The 24,578-nt window shown below is 72.6% G+C and carries 19 protein-coding genes and 2 pseudogenes; 6 read left to right on the top strand and 15 right to left on the bottom strand.

What is annotated here, in order from left to right; all coding sequences use genetic code 11:
* Nucleotides 1–108 precede the first annotated feature (108 nt).
* Both ACTWQH_RS23685 and ACTWQH_RS23690 read right to left on the bottom strand, forming a co-directional pair.
* On the bottom strand, nt 109–480 hold the full coding sequence (locus ACTWQH_RS23685) for a GNAT family N-acetyltransferase (protein WP_443288728.1): 372 nt from the start codon (nt 478–480) through the stop codon (nt 109–111).
* Between the two features lie 78 nt (nt 481–558).
* Complete coding sequence (locus ACTWQH_RS23690; protein WP_443288729.1) at nt 559–1,497, bottom strand: LysR family transcriptional regulator; 939 nt, start codon at nt 1,495–1,497, stop codon at nt 559–561.
* Nucleotides 1,498–1,520: 23 nt separating this feature from the next.
* Between ACTWQH_RS23690 and ACTWQH_RS23695 the strand changes: the two genes are divergently transcribed.
* From ACTWQH_RS23695 to ACTWQH_RS23705, 3 genes are all read left to right on the top strand, one after another.
* Nucleotides 1,521–2,801 carry an MFS transporter gene (locus ACTWQH_RS23695; RefSeq protein ID WP_443288730.1) on the top strand — a complete coding sequence of 427 codons (1,281 nt, stop codon included), beginning with the start codon at nt 1,521–1,523 and terminating at the stop codon, nt 2,799–2,801.
* A gap of 639 nt (nt 2,802–3,440) precedes the next feature.
* The gene (locus tag ACTWQH_RS23700) at nt 3,441–4,295 is read left to right on the top strand and encodes an alpha/beta fold hydrolase (protein WP_443288731.1); all 855 of its coding nucleotides are present in this window, start codon (nt 3,441–3,443) and stop codon (nt 4,293–4,295) included.
* The gene (locus ACTWQH_RS23705) at nt 4,292–5,104 is read left to right on the top strand and encodes an LLM class flavin-dependent oxidoreductase (RefSeq protein ID WP_443288733.1); all 813 of its coding nucleotides are present in this window, start codon (nt 4,292–4,294) and stop codon (nt 5,102–5,104) included. The genes ACTWQH_RS23700 and ACTWQH_RS23705 overlap by 4 nt, the downstream gene beginning before the upstream one ends.
* 104 nt (nt 5,105–5,208) lie before the next feature.
* On the opposite strand, the pseudogene ACTWQH_RS23710 reads toward ACTWQH_RS23705, so the two are convergent.
* The 10 genes and pseudogenes from ACTWQH_RS23710 to ACTWQH_RS23755 all read right to left on the bottom strand — a co-directional run.
* A pseudogene (locus ACTWQH_RS23710) lies at nt 5,209–6,303 on the bottom strand (glycoside hydrolase family 43 protein); the annotation flags it as partial.
* A 126-nt stretch (nt 6,304–6,429) separates the two neighbouring features.
* Entirely contained in the window at nt 6,430–8,760 is a 2,331-nt protein-coding gene (locus tag ACTWQH_RS23715) for an arylsulfatase (protein ID WP_443288734.1), read from the bottom strand.
* Nucleotides 8,757–10,619: a sulfatase gene (locus tag ACTWQH_RS23720; protein WP_443288750.1), complete on the bottom strand. Its 1,863-nt coding sequence runs from the start codon at nt 10,617–10,619 to the stop codon at nt 8,757–8,759. Before ACTWQH_RS23720 ends, ACTWQH_RS23715 begins: the two co-directional genes overlap by 4 nt.
* Nucleotides 10,620–10,624: 5 nt before the next feature.
* Entirely contained in the window at nt 10,625–11,566 is a 942-nt protein-coding gene (locus ACTWQH_RS23725; protein WP_443288735.1) for a formylglycine-generating enzyme family protein, read from the bottom strand.
* Nucleotides 11,563–13,482, bottom strand: a complete 1,920-nt coding sequence (locus ACTWQH_RS23730) for an ABC transporter ATP-binding protein (RefSeq protein WP_443288736.1) — start codon at nt 13,480–13,482, stop codon at nt 11,563–11,565. Before ACTWQH_RS23730 ends, ACTWQH_RS23725 begins: the two co-directional genes overlap by 4 nt.
* Complete coding sequence (locus ACTWQH_RS23735; RefSeq protein ID WP_443288737.1) at nt 13,479–14,369, bottom strand: ABC transporter permease; 891 nt, start codon at nt 14,367–14,369, stop codon at nt 13,479–13,481. The genes ACTWQH_RS23730 and ACTWQH_RS23735 overlap by 4 nt, the downstream gene beginning before the upstream one ends.
* A gap of 4 nt (nt 14,370–14,373) precedes the next feature.
* Nucleotides 14,374–15,320: pseudogene (locus ACTWQH_RS23740) on the bottom strand (ABC transporter permease).
* Nucleotides 15,321–15,325: 5 nt separating this feature from the next.
* A complete protein-coding gene (locus ACTWQH_RS23745) occupies nt 15,326–16,864 on the bottom strand; it encodes an ABC transporter substrate-binding protein (RefSeq protein WP_443288738.1) in 1,539 nt (512 codons plus the stop codon).
* Between the two features lie 181 nt (nt 16,865–17,045).
* Complete coding sequence (locus tag ACTWQH_RS23750) at nt 17,046–17,144, bottom strand: putative leader peptide (protein ID WP_443288739.1); 99 nt, start codon at nt 17,142–17,144, stop codon at nt 17,046–17,048.
* A 33-nt stretch (nt 17,145–17,177) separates the two neighbouring features.
* Nucleotides 17,178–18,428 (bottom strand): ROK family protein, encoded by a 1,251-nt coding sequence (locus tag ACTWQH_RS23755; protein WP_443288740.1) that lies wholly within the window; start codon nt 18,426–18,428, stop codon nt 17,178–17,180.
* Nucleotides 18,429–18,654: 226 nt separating this feature from the next.
* Between ACTWQH_RS23755 and ACTWQH_RS23760 the strand changes: the two genes are divergently transcribed.
* Together ACTWQH_RS23760 and ACTWQH_RS23765 are read left to right on the top strand one after the other, a co-directional pair.
* Nucleotides 18,655–19,617 carry a TauD/TfdA dioxygenase family protein gene (locus ACTWQH_RS23760; RefSeq protein WP_443288741.1) on the top strand — a complete coding sequence of 321 codons (963 nt, stop codon included), beginning with the start codon at nt 18,655–18,657 and terminating at the stop codon, nt 19,615–19,617.
* A gap of 21 nt (nt 19,618–19,638) precedes the next feature.
* Nucleotides 19,639–21,084 (top strand): sulfatase-like hydrolase/transferase, encoded by a 1,446-nt coding sequence (locus ACTWQH_RS23765; protein ID WP_443288742.1) that lies wholly within the window; start codon nt 19,639–19,641, stop codon nt 21,082–21,084.
* A gap of 21 nt (nt 21,085–21,105) precedes the next feature.
* Here the strand turns inward: ACTWQH_RS23765 and ACTWQH_RS23770 are convergent, their stop codons facing one another.
* The 3 genes from ACTWQH_RS23770 to ACTWQH_RS23780 all read right to left on the bottom strand — a co-directional run bounded on the left by ACTWQH_RS23770 (nt 21,106) and on the right by ACTWQH_RS23780 (nt 24,371).
* Nucleotides 21,106–21,993 carry a glutathione S-transferase C-terminal domain-containing protein gene (locus tag ACTWQH_RS23770; RefSeq protein WP_443288743.1) on the bottom strand — a complete coding sequence of 296 codons (888 nt, stop codon included), beginning with the start codon at nt 21,991–21,993 and terminating at the stop codon, nt 21,106–21,108.
* A gap of 645 nt (nt 21,994–22,638) precedes the next feature.
* Nucleotides 22,639–24,051, bottom strand: coding sequence for an NAD(P)(+) transhydrogenase (Re/Si-specific) subunit beta (locus ACTWQH_RS23775; RefSeq protein ID WP_443288744.1), 1,413 nt, complete (start codon nt 24,049–24,051; stop codon nt 22,639–22,641).
* Nucleotides 24,048–24,371, bottom strand: coding sequence for an NAD(P) transhydrogenase subunit alpha (locus ACTWQH_RS23780; RefSeq protein ID WP_443288745.1), 324 nt, complete (start codon nt 24,369–24,371; stop codon nt 24,048–24,050). Before ACTWQH_RS23780 ends, ACTWQH_RS23775 begins: the two co-directional genes overlap by 4 nt.
* A gap of 3 nt (nt 24,372–24,374) precedes the next feature.
* On the opposite strand from ACTWQH_RS23780, the gene ACTWQH_RS23785 reads away from it, so the two are divergent.
* The coding region (locus ACTWQH_RS23785; protein WP_443288746.1) for a hypothetical protein at nt 24,375–24,578 on the top strand (204 nt) is incomplete at its 3' end.

Genomic DNA, 24,578 nt, shown 5'->3' on the forward strand with positions numbered 1-24,578 from the left:
CTCGCAGCCCGCACAGACCCAACAGGGGACAGGGCCCCAAGAGAAGGCACTCGGTTGCCCTCGTTCAGCTCGCTCGCTCAGCCACTCTGGCCTTCCACTGGTCGGCGGTCATCCGCCAGACGACATCAATCCCACTTCCCCGGGGGCGACCGGCCCTTCAGGAGCTTGTCCGCGCTCGACCTCGGTGAATCCCAGCCGGAAGGCCACCCCTCCGCTGGCAAGGTTGGCAGCATCGTGATGGATTTCGATCCGGTCGATCCCCACCAGCTGAAAACCCTGGCTGACAAGAGCCGCGGCCGCCATCGTGGCAAGCCCGCGACCAGTCCAACGAGAATGAAGCCAGTAGCCGATGGCGAATCTACCCGCACCGATACAGCTGGCGCTTCCATGCGTCGGATGCTCTCGCAGCTGAGCTGAGGCTGACAACGCATTATCAGCTGCCCGACGCCCGGGTCTGTACAGCCTTCGGCCCTGTATCACTTTCGGTGGTGGCAGAGGGTGACGCCAGACCCCGGGTGAAGGTGTGCTCCGTCACCGCCGAAGCAGCTGGTTCCCGGGTTAGGTTCGGGCTGGTGGAGCCTGCTGAGCCAGCTCGCGCGAGACTTCGACGGCGATCTCGATGGTGCGGGCCGCGAGCGGCGACTGATCGCCGCGTCCGGGGGGCCAGTGAAGGTAGATCTCGCGGGTGGGTGCGGGGTCAAGCTCGTGAACCTGCAGATCTGGCCAGCCTTCTGGTCCATGAATCGCGCCACAGTCGCGGCACACGACGTGGTGAATCGCAAGCCAGGGCAGAACGGCGAGCCCCATGCCGGCGCGCACCATCGACAGGATCGTTTCGTTGCCCGCTGAGCGGAACACGATGCGCGGCTGTGCGCCCGCGTGCGCCAGGGACTTCTCCAATCTGGGCTGGTCACAGGTCGCCGGCCAGGCCACCATCGCCTTCCCGTCCAGCTTCTTCGCGGGCACGGGGCCGGCCGGCAGGTCTCCTGGATGCGCCACTACCAGGTAGGGGTCCTCCATCAGCAGGACGTGTTCCGCTTCGTCGCTGATCGGTCCGTCGTAGAACAAGACGTCGAGATCGCCGATCTGTGCCTCGTCCGGTTCCGCTTCCGAGAGCCTGATCTCGCAGTTGGGATGCTCGTCCCGAAGGCGGCGCAGCACGGTGGGAAGGATCACGTTGGAGACGCTCTGCAGGGTGCCGACGTCGATTCGGCCATCGCCGGCCTTGAATCGATCAACGGCGTGTCCCAGCGCTTCGGCCTTGGAGAGCAGTTCCCTGCCTTGCTCGAGCACCACGGCTCCGAGAGGGGTTATCCGCACCGGCCTTGGGCCACCGGGCCGGTCAAACACCGGGCCGCCAAGGGTCTTCTCCAGCGATGCGATGTGCTGGCTCACGCTCGACTGGGTGTAGCCCAGCCTGTTCGCCGCTCGGGAGAACGTCCCCTCCTCGGCGATCGCGATCATCGTCGCCAGCTGCCGCAGGTCGAGCTTGGCCATGAGTGCATGTATAGCACATCGCGATGGATTCGATCGAAAACATTCGCTTTTCTCGATCACTCATCGCTCGTAGCGTCGACGGCATGACAGTCTCGACAGCAAGAGTCGACGCCGGTACTGGGAACCACACACGCCGGCCACCGTTCGGGCTGCCAGCCCTGGCGTGGACCCTGGGGGCGGTCCATCTCGTTGCCAGAGCCGGCGCGTTCGTGCAGCCGATGCTTGTGCTGTACCTGACCCAGGAGCAGGGGATGGCTCCGACGGCGGCCGGTGCCGTGGTGGCGGCTGTGGGCATCGGCGACTTCGGGTCGCAATTGCTGGGGGGATGGCTCGGGGACCGGGTCGGGCGTCGACAGACGATGCTCCTGGGGTTCCTGGGGACGTCCATCGCGCTGGCCGCCCTGGGATCGGCCGACACGACGCCGGTCATCTGGGCCGCGGCAGTCGGCTACGGCCTGACCGCGGGGCTCTTCCGCCCGGCCGGCTCGGCGGCCGTGGCGGACCTTCCGCCTGAACAGCGGGTGCGGGCGTACAGCCTCCTCTACTGGGCAGCGAACCTCGGGTACGCCATCGCCGCAACGGCTGCCGGGGTCTTGGCAAGTCGGGGCTACGGCCTGCTGTTCTGGTTGAACGCCGTCGCCATGCTGGCCGCGGCGTTGATCGTGGTGGCTGCGGTGCCGGAGACCCGCTCGACCTCGAGCCACCCTCGACGTGCGCTGCTCCCGGCGTTGCTCGGCGACCGCCTGATGGTCACCATGGCTCTGATCCACGTGGCCTACTTCACGCTGCTCATGCAGGCGTTCGCCACGCTGCCGCTGCTGATGACGGCGCAGGGGCACGGCCCGGCCACGTACGGCGCCGTGCTCGCCCTCAACGGCCTCGCCATCGTCATCCTTCAGCCGCTGGCCGCCGTTGTGCTGGCGCATCGCGACCGCGGGACCGTACTCGCCACCTCGATGCTGTTGGCGGGGCTGGGCGGCGGTCTGGCCACCGTGGCTCAGGGCAGCGCCGGCTATGCCGCCGCGGTCCTCATCCTCACCCTCGCGCAGGTCGGGATGGCGGTCCAGTTCGGCGCCACGTTCGCTGACTTGGCGCCGCCCGATCTGCGCGGCGGATACATGGGCATCGCTTCGAGCACCTGGAGCCTCGGCATCACCCTCGGCCCGGTGGTCGGAACGGCACTGCTGGAGGACACCGGCAGATTCTGGCTGGGCGCCACCGCCCTCTCTACCGGGCTCCTCCTCTTCTTGGCGCAGCAAGCCGTCGCTGGATCCCTGCGCGAGCGGCAGGCAGGTCGGTCATGACGGCCGCGACCGCGACCGCGGCGCGGCGTCGAGCGGACCGACTGGAAAACCATCGTCCACGCGATCCATGAACACACCGGTGAGGCGCCATGAAGCTGGGCTCGCCGCTTGCAACACAGCGCCACCGTTAGCAGGGCTCGAGCCGACCCGAAACAGGCTCGGCCCAGATCAGCATGGTTGCCGGTTTGACCGCGGTGGGATGTAGGGCCGGCACCGTCAGCGCGAACCCGTCCAGGTCTGCCGCGAGTCACCCAGCAGCGGCGTCGCTCGAGCCGTGACAGCCGATCCACAAGTCTTGACTATTCCTCCTCGCAGCCCGGCGTACGACCGTCGGCAGGATCACGTTGGACACGCTCTGGAACGTGCCGATGTCGATCCGGCCGTCGGCCAGTGCCGCCGCTGTCGCCAGCAGTTCGCGACCCTGGCCCAGGACCACGGAGCCGGGTGGGGTGAGCCGTACTGGCCTGGGACCGCCCGGCCGAACGAGCCCTCCTCGGCGATGGCGGCCAGCGCCGCCAGGTGGCGCAACTCGACGTCGGTCGCGAGGTCCGGCGTCGCAGCGCCCATCGCCGTGAGCGATCGAATCGATCGTAAATCATCGCTTTTCGCGGTGGAGTCGCGGGCTTTAGCGTGCCAGGCATGGCAATTCATCAATCCCACGGCGAACAACTCCTCAACATCGACGGCGTCGAGCTGTGTGTCGAGACCTTCGGCGACCGCGCGACCCCGGCGATCATGCTGGTCGCCGGGTCGGCTGCCTCGATGCTGTGGTGGGACGCCGAACTGTGCGAACAGATCGCCGCCCGTGATCGGTTCGTGGTCCGGTACGACCATCGGGACACCGGTCGCTCGACCTGCTACCCGCCGGGACAGCCGGCGTACTCGTTCACCGACCTGACCCGGGACGTGCTCGGCATCCAGGACGCCTTGGGCATCGAGCGCGCCCATGTGGTCTGTCAATCGATGTTCGGCGGGACCGGACTCATCCTCGGAGTGGACCATCCCGATCGGGTCGCGTCGCTGACGTTCGTCTCGACCTCGACCGGGGCCGACGACCTGCCGCCGCCCTCGAGCGGCCTGGCCATGCCGGCCGAGCCGGATTCCTCCGACACGGCCGCGGTCGTCGAGTACGTGCTCGCCGGCGCGAGGGCGTACGCCGGTGGCTCGCCGTACTTCGACGAGGCCGCGATCCGGGCGTTGGTCGAACGTGACGTGGCGCGCGCCAGGAGCTACGCGTCGACTCTGGTCAACCACTACGCCATCGAGGTCGACGGGCCGGCCCGAGGCGGCTTCGGCGACATCACGGCGCCGACGCTCGTGGTCCACGGCGACCACGACCCACTCCTGCCGCTGCCGCACGGCAAGGCGCTGCGCGACGCGGTCCCCGGTGCGGAGCTGCTGGTCCTCAAGAGGGCCGGACACGACCTGCCCAGGCCGGTGTGGGACGACTTCGTACCGGCCCTGGTGCGGCACACGGAAGGTGACCGCCGATGAACCGGCTTCGGTCGGCCCTGTGGCTTCCGCTCTTCGACGACCTCGCCGACCCACGGGTGATCGCGCGTCTCGCCGCCGACGCGGAGGAAGCCGGGTGGGACGGCTGCTTCGTGTGGGATCACCTGTGCTGGCGGGCGCCGGTCCGCCAGGTCGCCGACCCGTGGATCACGCTGGCGGCGATCGCGACCGCGACCGGGCGGCTGCGGCTCGGCCCCATGGTGTCGGCGCTCCCCCGCCGCCGGCCGGCCAAGGTCGCGCGGGAGACCGCGGCGCTGGACCTGCTCAGCGACGGCCGCCTCACCCTCGGCGTCGGCATCGGCAGCGACCGGTTCGGCGGCGAGCTGTCCAAGACCGGCGAGCAGCTCGAGGACCGGCGGCGCGGGCAGATGCTCGACGAGACCCTGGCGATCCTGGCCGCCGCCTGGTCCGGCGAGCCGGTGCACCACCGCGGCGAGCACTACACCATCGACGACATCACGTTCCTGCCGCGGCCGGTTCAGCGGCCCGGCGTGCCGGTGTGGGCCGCCGGATTCCCCGGCAACGTCAAGCCGATGCGCCGGGCCGCCCGGCTCGACGGCTTCTTCCCGGTCAATATCGAGCACCCCGACCAGCTCGCCGAGGTCGTCGGCACCCTCACCGAGCTGCGCCACGGCGACATGGCCGCCTACGACATCGCCGTCAGCCTGCCCTCCGGCACCGACCCCGAGCCGTACGCGAACGCCGGCGCGACCTGGTGGCTACAGGAGTTCGACCCGGGCGTCCGGCTCGACACCGTGCGGGGCGTACTCCGCGACGGCCCGGCGACATGAGGAGACGATCGCATCGTTCGACGACGACTCGGAGCTCGCCCGCTCCGAGCGGGCCGGTCCGGCGGACGGTGGTGCGGGCGTGCCCGCCGGGGTGCCAGACGCTAGAACGCCGCGGCCACGCGGTCGTACTCCTCCTGCGTCAGCGGCAGCACCGTGCCGTGGCGCGGGTTGGCGGGCAGGGCGTAGTCGGCCGAGACGGTCCACTGGCCCGAGTCGAGGTCGGTGGTCTCGAAGGGCACGTAGCCGCGGCCGCCGAACTCGTCGATGAAGAGGTGCCACTTCTCCTCGGTGTTGGACTTGAAGATCAGCGGCCCCTCCCCCTGGCTGATGCTGCCGGAGCCGACGCAGTCGGCGACCAGGTCGTAGGAGGAGTCGAGGATGTCGGTGGCGGTCTCCTGGGCGATGAACTTCCCGCAGGGGCTCTCGCCCTGGCCGCGCTCGTCCTTGGTGAAGCGGTGGTAGGTGTTGCCGTCCTTGATGAGGGTGGAGTCGATCACCGCGTAGCCGGGGTCGTTCCAGACCTGCGCCTCGCTGAAGGTGACGAAGTCCTCGGTGGTGGCGTACATCATGCGGTTGTGGGTGGTGCCGGTGTGGTCGGGGTCGTCCTCGGCGTAGATCTTGGAGGCCCAGAAGACGACGTACGCGCCGAGCGTCTCGTCGTAGTACGCCTCGGGCGCCCAGGTGTTGCCTGCCGTGTCGGGCGAGACCTCCGCCAGGCGGGGGGCGGACCAGTTGACCAGGTCGGTGGACTCCCACACCACGATGGACTTGCTGCCGTGGCGCTGCGCGCCGTCCCAGTCGCCGTTGCCGTAGATCCGGAGGTCGGTGGCGATCATGTAGAAGCGGTCGCCCTCGGGCGAGCGGATGATGAACGGGTCGCGCACGCCCTGGTCGCCCACGTTCGAGGTCAGCACGGGCGCGCCGCCGTTGAGCTCCTGCCAGTGGAGGGGATCGTTGCCCTCGCTGAGGGCGAAGTAGACCTGTTCGCCGTCGGCGGTGCCCTCGCCGGTGAAGTACGTGAAGAGGTAGCCCGCGTACTCCTGCTGGACCGGCCTGGGACCGGGCTTGGGGGCGTGGCTGGGGTCGCCGCTGGCCGCGGAGGCGAGCTGGCCGGTGAGGAGGGCCGCGAGGAGCAGCGCCACCAGGGCGAAGGGTGTTCTCCTGCGGAGTGCGGGGAGGGTGGGGAGGAGGCGGGGCATCGGGGTTCTCCTGCCGGTGTGGGGGGTGACGCGACGGCGCGGACATCGCGGCGAGACCTGGTCGTAACAGTGCGAGAGTGTTGAGGAATGTGATAGGTGCGTCAAGACCCCCGGCCCCGCCCGCCGCTACTCGTAGGCCGCGGCGGCCTCCCGCAGGGTCCGGGCGATGAGCTGGGGGTCGTAGGGCGCGGGCTCGCCGGGGGTGTAGGTGACCGAGGCGAGCGAGCCGGTGTAGCGGAAGGCGCCGTGCCGCTCGTGGAGGGGCCAGGAGACGGGGGACTTGCGGTCGATGCCGACGCTGATGCCCTGGAACGGCGCCATGCCGATGAGCTGGTGGACGGCGGCGAGGCGCCCGGCGGGTACGCCGTCGACCGCGATGTCGAAGGACCAGCGGATGCCGGGCAGGGCGGTGGCGGCCACCTCGACGGTGTGCGGGCCGGGGGGCAGCGGGCCGGCGTCGGCGTCGTGCAGCGCGCCGTACTCGTTGTAGACGAGGCGCAGGCGGCCGTCCTCGGCGACGTAGAGGGCGTAGCCGCCGCCCTGGTCGCCGTGGGAGACGAGCACGCCGGCGTCGCCGGGGCCGTGGTGGGCGAGGGCGACGGTGATGGCGAAGGAGCGGAAGGCGATGAGGCGGGAGGAGCGGTAGCGCTCCAGCTCGGGCGTGCCGGGCAGCAGGGTGAGGGGGCGGGTGAGGCGCTGCTCGGCGGGGTTGCGCAGGGCGAGGGCGCCGCTGGCGTCGGCGAGCGGGAAGACGCCGTCGCGCCAGGCGGCGGCCTCCCAGGCGGCGGCCAGCTCCTTGACGTCGCCGGGGCGTTCGGCGGCGAGGTCGGTGGTCTCGGTCGGATCGGTGCGGATGTCGTACAGCGCCCACTCGCCGTCGTCGTAGGGCGCGCCGGGGCGGTGGAGGGTGACGAGCTTGAGGCCGTCGCGGTAGTAGCTGCGGTTGCCGGTCATCTCGCAGTACTGCTCGGGGTGGGTGCTGGGGGCGGAGGGGTCGGCGAGGACGGGGCCGAAGCTGACGCCGTCCGGCTCCTCGACGGGGTGGCCGTGGCGCTCGGCGGGGCGCTCGACGCCGGCCAGGGCGAGAAGGGTGGGGGCGATGTCGGTGACGTACTGGTACTGGTGGCGGATGCCGTCGTCCCCGGCGGGTCGGCGCAGCCCGGCGGGCCAGGAGATGACGAACGGCACGCGCACGCCGCCGGCGTAGGTCTGGCCCTTGTAGAGGCGGAAGGGGGTGTTGGAGGCCATGCCCCAGCCGCGCGGGTAGTGGACGAGGGTGCGCGGGCCGCCGATCAGCCCGGGGTCGCGGTCCACGTCGGGGACCCAGTCCTCGGGCAGGCGGGGGTGGTGCACGAAGCGGCTGAAGTAGCTGCGGGTGCCCTCGGCGCCGCCCTCGCCGGTGCCGCCGTTGTCGGAGGTGAAGACGACGATGGTGTTGTCGAGGTCGCCGAGGGCCTCCAGGGTGCCGAGGAGGCGGCCGAGGTTGGCGTCGATGTTCTGCACCATCGCCGCGTAGACCTCCATGTAGCGGGCGTAGAGCCGCTGCCGGTCCTCGCCCAGCTCCTCCCAGGGGCCGACCTCGTGCCCGGCCTCGTGGTTGCGGGGCGGCAGGGCGGTGCCGGGCGGGAAGAGGCCGGCGGCGAGCTGGCGGGCGAAGCGGTGGGCGCGCAGCCGGTCCCAGCCGTCGTCGTAGCGGCCGCGGTGGCGGGCGATGTCCTCGGGCCTGGCCTGGAGCGGGCCGTGGACGGCGTTGTGCGCGAGGTAGAGCAGGAACGGCTTGTCGGCGTCGTGGGCGCGCAGGGACTTGACCATGGCGATGGCCCGGTCGGTGATGTCGTCGGTGTAGTAGTAGCCCTCGGGGAAGGCGTCGATGTCCAGGGGGGTGTTGTCGCGGACGAGCTGGTGGGGGTGGAAGAGGCTGGTGAGCCCTTCGAGAACGCCGTAGTACTGGTCGAAGCCCTTCCGCAGCGGCCAGTTGCGGCGGTCGTCGGCGGCGTTGGAGGCGGAGTCGCGGGCCAGGTGCCACTTGCCGACGGCGTAGGTGGCGTAGCCCGCGTCGTGGAGGGTCTCGGCGAGGGTGGGGATGTCGTCGGCGATCTCCATGCCGTAGCCGGGGAAGCCGGGGTCGGCGTTGGCGACCATGGCGTAGCCGACGCGGTGCGGGTTGAGGCCGGTGAGCAGGGCGGCGCGGGCCGGGGAGCACAGCGGCATGGTGTGGTAGTTGGTGAGGGTCAGGCCGCCGGCGGCGAGGGCGTCGAGCGTGGGGGTGGGGATCTCGGAGCCGAAGGGGCCGATGTCGCTGTAGCCCATGTCGTCGACGAGGACGACGAGGATGTTCGGCGCCCGCTCGGGGGCGCGGCGCGGCGCCGGCCAGGCGGGGGTCGACTCGGCGAAGGTGCGGCCGACGGTGCCGGGGAAGCCGTCGTAGGGGTCGCGTCGGTGGGGCGGGGGCGTCATGGCGTGCTCCTCACGGGGTGTTCCGGGGCGAGGAGCGGGTTGTCCTCGCGGGTGGGGAAGAGGTGGGCCAGCTCCTCGGCGAGGGCGGCCAGGCGCCCGCGGCCCAGGCCTCCGGCGCCGCCGGTGGCGCCGGCGAGTTGCAGCAGGGAGCCGCCGCCGCGCACGGTGAGGAGCTCGGAGTCCAGCAGTCCCGGCAGGTGGCGGCGTACGGCGTCGGCGGCCAGCGGCTCGGCGAGGAGCTCGGTGAGCGGGGTGCGCAGGTTCAGGCGGCCGGCGGGGAAGTCGTCGGAGCGGGGGGCGGGCAGGCGGGCGGCGTCGGCGGTGGCGCGCTGGGCGGCGACGAGCAGGTGTTCCTCGCCGACCTCGTCGGGGTCCCGCGGCACGCCGAGGCGTTCGTACTGGCTGATGGGCGCGTCGTGCTCGCGCAACGCCCCGACCAGCAGCCGGATCATGCGCAGCTCGGTGGCGTCGTCGGCGATGGGGTGCTCCTGGTCCGGGTCGGTGGCCAGGTCGAACAGGAGGCTGCCGAAGCGCGCGGGCGACAGGAACGGGGCGGTGGCGGCGGGGATCCGGAGGGTCGGGGTGCCCTTGGTGAAGGGGAACGCCTCGGCCGGCACCAGCTCGGCGTCGGCGAGCTCCGCGGGGGTGAAGCGGCCCCGGATGCGGGTGGGCATGAGGGTGTGCTCGAACAGCGGCTGGTTGTCCTCGCCCGCGCAGGCCCGCATGTAGACGTAGCGGCCGTCGGTGACGTTGACGTGGCCGCCGAAGATGCCGAAGAGGGCGGCGTCGCGCAGCGGCTGGCCGGGGGCGTCGTCGGGTTCGACGGCGTCGCGGAGCGGGCGGCCGCGCATGTCGGGGGTGCGGGGGACGCCGAAGAACTCCAGCAGGGTGGGGGCGATGTCGATGGTCTGCACGAGCCCGGCGTGGCGGGTGCCGTCGCGGTGGGGCAGCCAGGGGTCGTGGACGAAGAGGGGGGTGTGGGCCAGCTCGTTGTACCAGGGCTGGACGACCTTGGCCCACCAGCCCTTCTCGCCGAGGAGGAAGCCGTGGTCGGTGCAGACGACGAGCAGGGTGTCGTCCCACAGCGCGTACTCGTCGAAGGCGTCGAGGACGCGGCCGAGGGAGTGGTCGCACATGGACAGCAGCGCGGCGTACTCGTAGCGGGCGTGGGCGGCCTGCTCGTCGGTCTCGGTGACGCGGGCGTAGTCGGGCCAGTCGAAGTGGGGGCCGTCGTAGTCGTGCTGGTAGAGGTCCTTGTACCGCTGGTGGGTGAAGAACGGCTCGTGGGGGTCGAAGGTCTCGATCTGGAGGAACCAGTTGGTGTGGGCGTGGTTGGTGGCGAGGAACTCCAGGCCCGCGTCGAAGGTGAGGGTCTGCGGCTGCTTCTCCTCGGCGTCCAGGTGCTGGCGGTTGACGAGGTCCTGGCGGTAGAGGGCGTTGCGGGTGGCGTGCAGGTCGCCGCCGCGCGGTGGGCGGGGGTCACGGACCTGGCCCTTCCAGGGGTCGCCCTCCTGGCCTCGGAAGAACTCCCAGGTGCTGTAGCGGGTGTGGTAGGTGGCGCCGCCGTCCTCGAAGTAGTGCTGGTGGTCGGTGACGAGGTGGGTGTGGACGCCGTGCCGCTTGAGGAGTTCGGGCATGGAGTCGTCGAAGGGCTCCAGCGGGCCCCAGCCGCGGTGGAGGAAGTTGTGGCGGCCGGTGTGGAGTTCGCGGCGGGCCGGCATGCACGGCAGGGACCCGGCGTAGCAGGCGTCGAAGGTGACGGTGCGGGCGGCGAGGCGGCTGAAGTTGGGGGCGTGCGTCCACTCGGCGCCGTAGGGCGGGAGCATGTGCCGGTTGAGGCTGTCGAACATCACCATCACGGCCTTCAAGGGCGGGTTCCTTCCTGTGGGGAGGAGTGGGGCAGGTCGGTGGCGCAGCGGAATCCGCCGTGGCCGGTGGAGGAGTCCGGGGTGTTGTGGGAGCGGGCGGCCACGCGGTAGCGGTTGCAGTAGGAGGCGTGGCAGAGGTAGGAGCCGCCGCGGATGAGCCTCTCGCCCGGGGCGAACCAGTCGGCGCACCACTCCCAGACGTTGCCGGAGACGTTGTGGAGGCCGAATCCGTTCGGCTCGTACGCCGTGACCGGCACGGTGCCGGTGCGGCCGCCGGGCCGGGAGGATCGCGTGGGGAACGTCCCGCGCCAGATGTTGCACATCTCGCGGCCGCCGGGCGTGAGTTCGTTGCCCCAGGGGTAGCGCAGGCCCTCGGCGCCGCCGCGCGCGGCGTACTCCCACTCGGCCTCGGTGGGCAGCCGGGTCCCGGCCCAGGCGCAGTAGGCGAGGGCGTCGTTGTGGGAGACGTGGACGACCGGGTGGTCGGGCCGGTCGTCCACGCCGGACCCGGGGCCCTCGGGGGCGCGCCAGCTCGCGCCGCGCACGCCGAGCCACCACGGGGCCTGCGGCAAGCGGCCGAGCACGGCGGCCTCGGCGCCGGGCGCGAGGAGGAGGTGGAAGACGTAGGAGCTGCCGAAGCGTTCGGCCTCGGTGGTGTAGCCGGTGGCGTCGGCGAACGCCGCGAAGTCGGCGTTGGTGACGGCGGTGGCGTCGATGCGGAAGGGCCTGACGCGGACCTCGCGGACGGGGCGTTCGGCGTCGGCGTGGTAGCCCTCGGCGAAGGCGTCGCCCATGGCGAAGACGCCGCCGGGGAGGGTCACCTGCTCGCGCGGCTTCCGCGCGGCCGGTGAGGGGCGTCGGGGCGCGGCGAGGTGGAGGAGCGGGGGCCGCTGTCCGGTCTTCTCGCGCCGTGGTCCGCAGCAGGCGTTGCCGGTCATGAGGCGGCGGCCTTCGCGAGGGCGTCGCCGCGGCGGCGGCGGTCGGCCTCGACGGCCGGGTCGGGCACGGGGGCCGCGGCCAGCAGCGCGCGGGTGTAGTCGTGGCGCGGGCGTTCGCAGACCTCGTCGGCGTCTCCGGTCTCCACGATGCGGCCGGCGCGCATCACGGCGATGCGGTGGCTGACCTGGCGGACCACGGCGAGGTCGTGGGCGATGAAGATCATGGCCAGGCCGAGGCTCTGCTGGAGGTCGGTGAGGAGGTTGATGATCTGGGCCTGCACGGAGACGTCGAGGGCGGAGACCGGCTCGTCGCAGATGAGCACGGCGGGCTTGGGCGCGAGGGCGCGGGCGATGCCGATGCGCTGCCGCTGGCCGCCGGAGAAGTCGCGGGGGAAGCGGGCGGCGGCCTCCGGGTCGAGGCCGACCTGCTTCAGGAGGTCGGCGACCCGGCGGCTGCGTGCGGCGGCGTCGTCGCCGATCCGGTGGGCGATGAGCGGCTCGGCGATGATCTGGCCGACCGTCATGCGGGGGTTGAGGGAGGCGTAGGGGTCCTGGAAGACCATCTGCACCTCGCGGCGAAGCTCCTTGAGGGCGGCGCGGGTGGGCGTGGTGACGTCCTGGCCGCGGAAGCGGATGCCGCCGGCGGTGGCGGGGTGGACGTGGATGAGGGTGCGGGCGAGCGTCGACTTGCCGCTGCCGGACTCGCCGACGAGGCCGAGGGTTTCGCCCGCGGTGAGGGTGAGGTCGACGCCGTCCAGCGCGACGAGCGGGTCGCTCCGCAGGCGGTGGCCGCGACGGGGGAAGGTCTTGCGCAAACCGGTGACGGCGAGGAGAGGGGTGGGCCCTCCCCCACCCCCTCCCTGGAGGGGGATGGTGACGGCGGCGCCCAGCCCCGGGTGGGGTGCCGGGATGTGGGCGGCCAGGGGCCCGGGGGCGGGGCTTCCGGCGGGGTCCGGGGCGGAGCCCTGGCCGGTCACCCAGCAGGCCGTCCGTGTGCCGTCCGCCGTCGCCACCAGCGGCGGCGCCGCCCCGCAGCGGTCCTCGGCGAGCGCGCAGCGCGGCGCGAAGGCGCAGCCCGGTGTGCGGTCCAGGCGAGCGGGCGGGGCGCCGGGGATGGCGGTGAGGCGGGTGCCGGAGGGGGTGTCGAGGCGGGGGACGGCGGCGAGGAGGCCTGCCGTGTAGGGGTGGCGGGGGTGAGCGAGGACGCGCTCGGTGAGGCCCTCCTCGACGACGCGGCCGCCGTACATCACGAGCAACCGGCGGCAGGAGCGGGCGACGACGCCCATGTTGTGGGTGATGAGCAGGATCGCCGTGCCCGTCTCGCGGTTGAGGCGGTCCAGGAGGCTGAGGATCTGGTCCTGGACGGTGGCGTCCAGCGCCGTGGTCGGCTCGTCGGCGAGCAGCACCTCCGGCTCGTTGGCCAGGGCCAGGGCAATCACGATGCGCTGCCGCTGGCCGCCGGAGAACTGGTGCGGGTAGTCGCCGATGCGGCGCGCGGGGTCGGGGATGCCGACGAGGTCGAGGAGTTCGAGGGCGCGGGCGCGCGAGGGGCGGCCGTGGGCGCGCAGCGCCTCCTGAAGGTGGCGGCCGATGGACAGCACCGGGTTGAGGGCGGTCATCGGGTCCTGGAAGATCATCGAGACGCGGGCGCCGCGCGCGGCGCGCAGCCGCGGTGGGTCGGCGGCGGTGAGGTCGAGGTCGCCGAGGCGGACCGTGCCGCCGGTGATGCGGCCGGTGCCGGGCAGCATCCGCATCAGGGCGAGGGCGGTGGTGGACTTCCCGGAGCCGGACTCGCCGACGATGCCGAGGGTTTCGCCGGGCGCGAGGCGGAGGCTGACGCCGTCCACGGCGCGCACGGGGCCGTGGGCGGTGGTGAATTCCACGCGCAGGTCGGTGACGTCAAGGGCCGGAGTCATCGGCGTATCCCCCTGTTCAGGGCCTCCGCGACGAGGGTGAAGCCGAGGACGAGCCCGGTCACCGCGATCAGTGGGGCGGCGGCGAGGTGCGGGTGGTCGGAGAGGTAGGGCATGGCCTGGCTGAGGACGCTGCCGAGGGTGGGGTCCGGGGGGCGGACGCCCACGCCGAGGAAGCTCATGGCGCCCTCGATGAAGACGGCGACGGGGAGGGAGACCGCGAGTTGGACGACGACCGGGTCGACGGCGTTGGGCAGCACGTGCCGGATCAGCACGCGGGCGGCGGAGGAGCCGCCGGCGCGGGCGGCGACGGCGTATTCGCGTTCGCGCTGGACGAGGATGCCGCCGCGCAGCACGCGCCCGAAGCCGGGGGCCTCGGCGAGGGCGATGACGATGATGACGGGCCAGTAGCCGGGGCCCATGATCGCGGTGATGGCGAGGGCGAGGATCAGGCCCGGGAACGCCAGCACCAGGTCGAAGAGGCGCTGCACGACGACGTCGGTGGCGCGTGAGGCGGTGGAGAGCAGGGCGAGGAGGGTGCCGGCGAGGGCGGCGACGGGGACGGCGATGAGGATGATCGACAGGTCGGTGCGGATGCCGTACAGGACGCGGCTGAGCAGGTCGCGGCCGACGTCGTCGGTGCCGAGGAGGTGGCCGGGGGCGCCGGGGCCGAGCAGGGCGTCGTTGCTCTGCGCGGTCGGGTCGTGGGAGGCGAGGAGGGGGGCGAGGAGCCCGGCCAGGGCAATGACGCCGACGAGGGCGAGGCCGGTGAGGCCGCGCGGGGAGAGCAGACCGGCGAGATAGGGGTTGCGGGCGCGCGCCGCACGCGCGGTGATGGCGGTTGTGCTGGTCGTTGTGCTGGTGGTTTTGCTGGTCGTTGTGCTGGTCATGGCGTCACTCCCACCGGATGCGGGGGTCGAGCAGGGCGTAGGCGATGTCGGTGAGGAGCTGGATGACGACGAAGACCGCGACGAGGAGCAGCAGGAGGGCCTGCACCACGGGGTAGTCGCGGGAGACGACGCCCTGCTGGGCGAGCTGGCCGAGGCCGGGCCAGGCGAAGATGGCCTCGACGAGGATGGCGCCGCCGAGCAGGTGGCCGGTCTGCATGCCGAGGACGGTGAGGGCGGGCGGCAGGGCGTTGGGCAGGGCGTGGCGCCAGATGATGCGGCGGCGGGGGACGCCGAGCGCGGTGGCGGTGCGCACGTAGTCCTCGGCCAGGGCGCGTTCCAGGCCGTCCTGGAGGTAGCGGCCGAGGACGGCGGCGCTGGGGAGGGCGAGGCAGAACGCGGGCATCAGCAGGTACTGGGCGCCGAGGTCGGGCGCTTCGAGGATGGACAGGTGGCCGCCGGAGGGCAGCCAGCCGAGGCCGACGGCGAAGACGAGGACGAGGACGACGCCGGTGACGAAGGGCGGCACGGCCAGGGCGAGCCGGTGGTGAAGACGCGGACGGCGGCGCGGACGGGGCGGCGGCGGGAGGTGGCGCCGAGGACGCCGGCGGCCAGGCCGAGGACGACGACGAACAGCCACGCGCCGAGGGCGAGTTCGGCCGTGGCGCCGAGGCCGTTGCCGATGAGCTCGGCGACGTCGCCGCCGATGGTGTAGGAGGGGCCGAGGTCGCCGCGCAGCAGGTCGCCGAGCCAGGCGGCGTACTGGGTGACGACGGGCTCTTCCAGGCCCAGGCCGTGGCGGATGGCCTCGACGGTGTCGGGTGAGGCGTCGGGGCCGGCGAGGATGGCGGCCGGGTCGCCGGGGATGAGCCGCAGGATGAGGAAGATCGCGAAGGAGGCGAGCAGCAGCACCAGCAGGGCGGAGGGGACGCGTTTGAGGAGGTAGGTACGCATGGCGGTCACGCGAGGTAGGCGTCGTCGAGGGTGAGGTAGCTGAACTTGTTGATGCTCGCGCCGTGCAGCCGCGTGCTGGCGACCTGGACGTTGGCGTTCACGCAGATGTCGATGATGAACGCCTCGTCGAGGAGGAGTTCGGATATCCGCCGGTAGAGGCCGAGGGAGGTGTCGTCGCCCGGGTCGGTGCGGCGCCAGGCGTCCTGCACGAGATCGGTGTACTCCTCGGAGCTGAAGTGCGAGGTGTTGTGGGCCTCGTTGAAGGGGTAGGCGCTGACGGCGAGGGTGGAGGGCGTGACCTGGGCGAAGCCGTGGCTCATGGTCCACAGCGCGGGCATCTCGCCGGCGATGAGGCGCTGCTGGGCGGCGGCGGAGTCGTAGGGCTCCAGCCGGACGTCGATGCCGACCTGCTGGAGGTCGTACTGGACCATCTCGGCGATGGTCTGGGTGGCGGGCACGGCGGTGTAGCCCAGCGGCAGGCTGAGGCTGTCGTGGCCCGCCTCGCGGAGCAGGGCGCGGGCGCGGTCGGGGTCGTGGGTGTAGTGGGTGCGGTGGGTATCGCTGAACGCCGGGGAGGACTCCGGCCAGGGCGAGGCGCTGGGCAGGCCGTAGCCGCCCTTGGCCTGTTCGACGACGCGTTCGCGGTCCAGCGCCCAGGCGACGGCCTGCCGGACCCGCTTGTCGTTGGTGGGTTCGACGGCGACGTTGGCGCCGACGTAGGAGCAGCCGCCGCCGATGTCGTAGGTGGTGATCCGGAACTGCGCGTCGTTCTCCAGGCGGGCGGCGTCGCGGCCGGCGACGGCCTCGCCGACGGCGAGCTGCGACTGGCCGGTGCGCAGGGAGGAGACGAGGGAGTCGGACTGGGTGATGACGCGGATCTCGACGCCGTCGAGGTAGGGGCGGTCCGGGCGCCAGTAGGCGTCGTTGCGGGAGAGGGCGAGGCCGGAGCCGGGGCGCCACTCGTCGAGCCGGAAGGGGCCGGTGCCGTTGAGCCGGTCGCCGGTGACGGCCTGCTCGATGGTGTTCCGGTCGGGGATGATCATGAACTCGAACAGGTCGAAGAGGTTGCTGACCGGGTGGTCGAGGGTGAGGCGGACCTCGTGGTCGCCGCGCTTGTCGATGCCGGTGATGGCCTCGGCGGTGGAGCGGAGCTGGGCGGAACGCTCGGGGTTGGTGAGGTTCTCGATGGCGAAGACCACGTCGTCGGCGGTGAACGCCCGCCCGTCGTGGTAGCTCACGCCCTGGCGCAGCCGGAAGGTGACGCGGGTGCCGTCCTCGCTGACGTCCCAGGACTCGGCGAGTTCCGGCTGGGGCTCCAGGTTGTCGTCGTAGCGAGTGAGGGTGTTGAACACCAGCCGCTGCAGGAGGTTCATGGCGCTCTGGGTGAACAGCAGCGCGGGGGTGAAGTCGACGTGGTGGGCGATGGTGAGCGTGCCGCCGCGCTGGGGGGTGGCGGAGTCCGAGGCGCCCTCGCTGTGCTGGGCGGCGGAGCGGCAGGCGGCGAGCGTCAGCAGCAGGGAGCCGGCGCCGGCGGCGCGCAGCATGCCGCGCCTGGCAATTCCGATAGGAGAAGTAGGAAACGATTCCATGAGTGTGCCTCGGTGATCGTGATGACCCGCGCATGCGGGGGTGCGCGGCGGAAGCGGAGTCGGGAGGTTGAGGAGCCTGAGGAGGGGAAACGCCGGGAAAGGGCGAGCGGATCAGCCGGAACGGCGCATCAACGCGTCAGCACGGGCGGGAGGGGATCCGCGCGGCACAGATCGCGCTGGCCTGCCGACGGAGGTCGACGTGCCTGCGGGACACAAGGCGCAGATCGTGTTTCACGTGAGCAAGCCTGACAGGAACGTTCCGCTTCGGTCAACATCCGTCCGAATCCGATGCCCCGCCCGACGCCGCCCGCAGCGGGCTGCGGTAGAGCGCGGCCAGCGCCGGGGTGCCGCCCGCGACGGGCAGCACCGCGGGCCCGGCGTGCGGGCCGACCAGGCGTCCCGGGTCGTCGCAGACGTGCGAGCGCTCGGCCAGCTCGGCGCCCATCACGGCGAGGTATTCGGCGTTGAGCATGCTGGAGGTCTCCGTGACGACGATCACCTCGGGGTTGAGCACGTCGGTCAGCAGCGCCGCCGCCCGCCCCACCAGCCGGGCCCGCCGCCGCAGCAGCCGGTCGGCGCGCCGGTCCCCGGTCGCGGCGGCGTCCACCAGCAGCATCACCGAGGGCTCGGGGATGATGCCCTCGCGCACCGCGCGCTCGCACAGCGCGGCGTCGCCCGCCAACGCCTCCAGGCAGCCGGCGCGCCCGCAGCCGCAGCGCGCGCCGTCCTCCCCGTCCCCGCCGCTCTCTCCCCCATCGGCCACCGGCAGGTGGGCCACGTCCCCGGCGGCGGAGCGGGGGCCGCGGTGGACCACCCCGGCGATGCCGACGGCGGCGTCCACCACGTTCCCGACGAAGAGGTGGACCAGGCTGCGGCGGGCGGCCGGGCGGCCGAAGAGGATCTCGGACTGGGCGATGGCGCGGGCGTGGTTGTCCACCCGCACCGGCAGCCCCAACGCCCGCTCCAGGGCGGCGCGCAGCGGCAGCCGGTCCATGCGGAGCTGGTGGTGGCGCACGACGCTGCCCTCCTCCGGGTCGACCCAGCCGCCGATGACCGCGCCGAAGCCGAGCACCCGCCGGCCCTGGGCGCGTTCGGCGAGGAAGGCGGGCAGCGGCCCGGCCGCGGCCCGCACCGCCGCCTCGGCGCTCAGCCCGGCGTAGCGGGTCTGGCCGCGCGCCACCACCCGGCCCCGCAGGTCGAGCAGGCAGTGGGTGGCCAAGGGCACGCCGAGGTGCAGGCCGCCCACGAGCGGGCCGTCGGTGTCGATGTCCACCGGCACCTGCGGGCGCCCGACCGCGCCGGCCACCGTCAGCTCGGGGCGTTCGCGCACCAGCCCGAGGCGGGCCAGCCCCAGGTACTGGCGGGAGACGGCGGCGGAGCTGAGCCCGGAGAGCCGGGCGATGCGGCTGCGGGCCAGCGGGCCGTGGTCGAGGACGGCGCGCAGTACGGCGGCGGCGTTGGCGTCCCGGCGCCCGTCGCCCACGGCGGGCGCTCCCGGGCCTGCGAACGGCATGCTCATCGCGCGGCTCCCCTCGTGCCGTCCGCGCTCGCGGGCGGTGACGGCTTTTTGACGTGACTTTTCGTTTGCGTGAACATTCGGGCGGTGCCGCACGGCGCAATCGCCGTGCTCAGGACGCCGATTCAAGCACCGAACGGGCGGTGGGGCGGCGGAAAGCGTGTTGACGCCCCGGCACCGCGAGGATTTCTCTCGCTGCGAGACGAATCCCGCGGCGAAAGGCACCACCATGACCACCGCACCCACCGCAGCCACCGAGCCCGCCACTCCCCTGCCCACCACCCGCCTCGGCGGCCGGATCGGCGCCGTGATCGAGGGCGTACGCCTCGGCGGGGACCTGCCGCCGGAGACCGTCGCCGCCATCCGGGCGGCCGTGCTGCGGCACAAGGTGATCTTCTTCCGGGGTCAGGAGCACCTCGACGAGGAGCGCCACGAGGCGTTCGGCCGCCTGCTCGGCACGCCCGTCGCCCACCCCACCGTGCCGTCGGCCGACGGGCGGTACGCCTTCCCCATCGACTCCGAGCACGGCGGCCGCGCCAACCAGTGGCACACCGACGTCACCTTCGTGCCCGCCTACCCCGCGTTCTCGATCCTGCGCGCCGTGACCGTCCCGCCCTACGGCGGCAACACGCTGTGGGCCAACACCGCGGCCGCCTACGCCAAGCTGCCCGAGTCGCTGCGCGTCCTCGCCGACGGGCTGCGCGCCGTGCACTCCAACGAGTTCGACTACGCCGCCGCCCACCCGGGGGCCGACGGCGAGCAGCTCGACCGCTACTACAAGGTGTTCGTCTCCACGCGGTTCCGCACCGAGCACCCGGTGGTGCGCGTCCACCCCGAGACCGGGGAACGCACCCTGCTGCTCGGCAACTTCGTGCAGCGGATCGCGGGTGTGGGGCCGAAGGACTCGCGGCTGCTGTTCGAGCTGTTCCAGAGCCACATCGAGCGCCCGGAGAACACCGTGCGCTGGCAGTGGCGTTCGGGCGACGTCGCGCTGTGGGACAACCGCGCCACCCAGCACTACGGCGTGGACGACTCCGACGACCACACGCGCACGCTGCGCCGGATCACCATCGACGGCACGGTGGCGGAGGGCGTCGACGGGCGCGAGAGCGTCCTGCTGGAGCCCACCGACATCCCCGCGCCGTCCTTCGGCGAGCCCTCCGGCGCCGCGACCAGTGCCGCCGCCCGGTAGCCCCTGGGAGAATCCCGCTCCATGAGCACCAGCCACCCGCACCCCCGCACCCACCCCCACGTCATCGTCGTCCTGACCGACCAGCAGCGCTGGGACACCGCCGGCGTGCACGGCAACCCCGCCGGTGTCACCCCGGAGTTCGACCGGATCGCGCGCGCCGGCACCCTGGTGGAGCACGCCATCACCCCACAGCCGGTGTGCGCCCCGGCCCGGGCGGCGCTGCAGACCGGCCGCTGGCCCACCGCCACCGGGGTGCACCGCAACGGACTGCCGCTGCCGGAGGACGTCCCCACCCTGGCGCGCTCCTTCGCCGAGGCCGGATACGCCACCGGCTACATCGGCAAGTGGCACCTGGCCGGGCAGGGCCCGGGCGAGGGTGCGGGGCCGGTGCCGCCCCAGCGGCGCGCCGGCTACCAGCGGTGGCTGGCCAGCGAGCTGCTGGAGTTCACCTCCGACGCCTACCGCACCGTGCTGTACGACGAGGAGGGGCGGGCCGTGCGGCTGCCGGGCTACCGCTCCGACGCGCTGATCGACGCGGCGATCCGCTTCGCCGCCGACCACCACGACCGGCCCTTCCTCCTCTTCCTGTCGCTGCTGGAGCCGCACCACCAGAACGCCACCGACGACTACCCCGCGCCCGAGGGCTACCGCGAGCGATACGCCGGGCGCTGGCTGCCGCCGGACCTGGCGGCGCTCAGCCCCGGCGCGCCCCAGGGCGGGGCGCTGCGGCACCTGGGCGGCTACCTCGGCCAGATCAAGCGCGTGGACGAGGGAATCGGGCGGCTGCGGGACGCGCTGCGCAGCCTCGACATCGACGAGCGCACCATCCTGGCCTACACCGCCGACCACGGCTCGCACTTCCGCACCCGCAACGCCGAGTACAAGCGCTCGGCGCACGACTCCTCGGTGCGGGTGCCGCTGGCGCTTACCGGCCCCGGCTTCACAGGCGGCGGCCGGATCCGGCATCCGGTGAGCACCGTGGACCTGGTGCCGACGCTGATGGAGGCCGCCGGGGTGCCGGTGCCCGAGGGGGTGCAGGGCCGCTCCTTCCTGCCGCTGCTGGGCGGCGGCGAGGACCCCGGGCGTCCCGAGGAGGTGTTCATCCAGATCAGCGAGTCGCAGGTGGGGCGGGCGGTGCGCACCACCCGGTGGAAGTACGCGGTGGCCGCGCCCGAGGGCGAGGCCGACCCGTGGCACGACGCGGACGCCCCGCGCTACGTCGAGACCGAGCTGTACGACCTCGCCGCCGACCCGTACGAGCTGGACAACCTCGCCGGGCTCGACTCGCACCGGGCCGTGGCCGACCGGCTGCGCGCGGCGTTGCTCGCCTGGATGGAACGCCTGGGCGAGAGGCCCGCCGAGGTGCTGCCCGCCCCCGCCGGCCGGGCGCGCGCGCAGCGCCGCTCCGACCCCGAGGCGCGCGAACTGCCCTGGGAGGGGCTGCCGTTCGGGCACCGGGCGGGCTGACGGGCCCGGAGTGACGCCCGGTCAGCGGTGATGCGGCGCCGGGTCGGGCACGCCCGAGGTGGTCCAGTCGATGATCTGGACGGCGGCCCCCGCCGCTTCCAGCCCCTGGCACTCGTGGTGGTGCCGCTCGGTGATGTCGGCCAGCCGAAGCCGCCGCCGGAAGGCGGGCTCGGCGAGCATCCGGTGGGCGTACGCCCACAGCCGGGGATGCGCGGCGACCCGGTGGACGGCGTCGGCGTCCAGGTGCCAGCGGTGCACGGTGTCGAGCTGCACCAGCGCCACCCACAGGTGCACGTCGGCGGCGGTGAGCGCGTGCCCGAGGAGGTACGGCCGCCCGCTGGCGAGCCGGTCCTCCAGCGCGCACATCACCGTCAGCAGCGTGTCCAGGGCGCGTTCCCGCTCCCGGTCGCTGGCCGGGGCCGCCTGCCCGGCGCGCTGCGCGGCCTCGCTGACGCCCTGTTCGCACAGCTCGGCGACCATGCCGATGTCGTCGGCCAGCTCGGTCGGGTACAGCTCGGGCCCGTCGCCGCCGAAGCGGGCGGCCAGGTCCCGCATGATGTGCGGCGGGTGGTTGCTGACGATCCGCCCGGTCCAGCGGTCGGCCAGCACCGGGGCCGCGGCCGGGCCCGTGGCGTGGTGCTCGGTCGCCTCGTACGCCGGGCGCAGCGCGGCGTATCCGCCGGCGCCGGCGGCTCCGCCGCCCTCGTCGGGTATGGCGGGCAGCAGGGTGAGGCTCACGCGCTCGTGCAGGCGGAGCAGGTCGTAGGTGATCGCTATCCGCAGACAGTCCGGACAGGACAGCGTGAGAAAGAGGTGATACCGGTGCGGGGCGGCGTAGAAGCCGCTGCTGGCGTCGGGGCCGATTCTGCCCCGGAAGGCGTGTGCGGCGTTCTGCGGCGTGCCTGACATGGGCTCTCCTTCGAAACGTCGTGCAGGGAGAGGGAGAGGAGAAGAAGGGGGAGAGGGATCGCGGGAAGCGAACAGGACAGGAGGCAGACGTGGAAGCGGACGGAGACGTGCGGAGACGCAGGAAGGCTCGACGTCCGGTTCAGCGCCGCGGACTGATCGCGCTGCACACCCGCAGCAGATCGATGTGGCGACGGGAGGTCAGCAGGCGGAGGCGGAGCACGGCACGAGGCGCGGTCCGGCCCGCCTCAAGTCCCGTACCACCCATGACGTCCGCCCATCCGTCGGTCAGGAGCCGCCTTTCCATGGCTCCGTCGGATTGTCTGACTACCGAGGGTGCCCGTCAAGAGCCTTGCGGCCCGCGCGCCGGGGTAGCACCGAGGCGCTCGGAAGCACGCCACGCGCCCTCCGTGCCGAGCGACGCCGGCACCGGGGACCCGGAAACGTTTCGGAAGCGCCCGGTACGGCGGGCGGCAGCAGGTCAGAGGCCAACTCCGCCACCGCCACGGCCATTCATCGAATCCCTCCGTTACGGAGTATTGACCTGCTCATGGCGGCTCAATCACCTTCCGGCACCATCGTCCGGAAGCCTTCCGGAAATTATCGGTCACCTCAAGCCCCGGCGTGGTGCGGGTGGCCGACGGCCTCCTAGGTGACGAACGTCCGTACCGCCGCCGTCAGTTCGGCCAGCGCGTGTTTCGCGTCGGCGAAGAGCATCCCCGTCTTCGGGTCCGCGTACAGCTCGTTGTCGATCCCGGCGTAGCCGTGGCCCATGGAGCGCTTGACGACCACGATGCTCCGGGCGCGGTCGACGTCCAGGATCGGCATGCCTGAGATCGCGTTGCCCGGCCGCCGGGCCGCCGGGTTGGTCACGTCGTTGGCGCCGATGACGAGGGCGACGTCGGCCTGCGGGAACTCGGAGTTGATGTCCTCCATCTCGCGCAGCAGCGGGTAGGGCACGTTGGCCTCGGCCAGCAGCACGTTCATGTGGCCGGGCATCCGGCCGGCGACCGGGTGGATGGCGTAGCTGACGTCCACCCCGCGCTCGGCCAGCAGCTCCGCCAGCTCGCCCAGCTCGTGCTGGGCCTGCGCGGCGGCCAGGCCGTAGCCGGGCACCACGATGACCTTGCCGGCGTAGGCGAGCTGGATGGCCACGTCGTCGGCGGTGACCGAGCGGACCTGGGCGGCGGCCTCGGCCCCCGCGGCCTGCGCCTCGTCGCCGGTGCCGAAGCCGCCGACGACGATGGCGGGGATGGAGCGGTTCATCGCGTCGGCCATCAGCTTGGTGAGGATGCCGCCGGAGGCGCCGACCAGGGCGCCGGCGATGATCAGGGCGGGCTCGTCGAGCACGAAGCCGGCCATGGCGACGGCGGTGCCGGTGAAGGCGTTCAGCAGCGAGATGACGACGGGCATGTCCGCGCCGCCGATCGGCAGCACCATGGTGACACCGAACGCCAGCCCGGCCGCCAGCAGCACCAGCAGCGCCGGCACGCTGCCGGGGTCGGCCACCAGCCACGCGCCGCCGGCGACGAAGGCCACCGCCAGGGCGACGTTGACGGCGCGGGCGCCGCGGAAGACGATCGGGCGGCCGGGCACCACGCCCTGGAGCTTGCCCGCGGCGACCAGGGAGCCGGAGAAGGTGACCGCGCCGATGACGATGTCCAGCGCTCCGGGGATCGTGAAGCGGGAGGCGAGCGCGTCAGGGTCGTGGACCTGGATCAGGTGGTCGACGGCGAGCAGGGCCGCCGCGCCGCCGCCGACCGCGTTGAAGAGGCTGACGAGCTGCGGCATCGCCGTCATCTGGACGGTGCGGGCGGCGTACAGGCCGGCGGCGGAGCCGAGCGCCGCGGCGGTCAGCAGCACGATCCAGCCGGTGGCGGTGATGGCGTCGGCGTCGACGAGCAGCGCGGCGGTGGCGGCGACGGCGGCGGCCATGGCCGCGGCGGAGAGGGTGTTGCCGCGCCGGGCGGTGGCTGGGGAGTTCATCAGGTGCAGGCCGAGGACGAAGCAGCAGGCGGCGGCCAGCAGCACGTACCGGGCGGTGGTCTCCGTGGTGCTCATGACGTCTTCCTCTCCCGCTCGGCGGCCTTGGGCCCGGCGGGCCGGGCGCGGAACATGTCGAGCATCCGGTCGGTGACGGCGTAGCCGCCGACCACGTTCATGGCGCCGAAGGCGACGGCGACGAAGGCGACGGCGTACTCGGCGAAGCTGTTGGCGCTGGCGGTGATCAGCATGGCGCCGATCAGGACGACGCCGTGGATGGAGTTGGCGCCCGACATCAGCGGGGTGTGCAGGGTCGCGGGGACCTTGCTGATCACCTCGTAGCCGACGAGGACACTCAGGGCGAAGATCGTGACGGCGGTGAGCAGGTCGAGGTTCATGCGGTGGCTGCTTCCTACTTATTGCTCAGAGTTGAGCGTTGGTCGGATATTTCGCTCTCCGCAGCGGCAGAGCCGGGTGTTGGAGTCCTGGTCCAAGGGCAGTCCGGACCGTTGGCGATCGGTGCGTTCCTGGAGGATCTGCTTCACCCGTGTGTGCTGGGTGAACAGGGAGATATCGGGGTCCCCGTCTCGCTCCAGGATGTTGAT

Origin of the sequence: Streptomyces sp. 6N223 (assembly GCF_052246635.1) — a bacterium.
Lineage (GTDB): Bacteria > Actinomycetota > Actinomycetes > Streptomycetales > Streptomycetaceae > Streptomyces.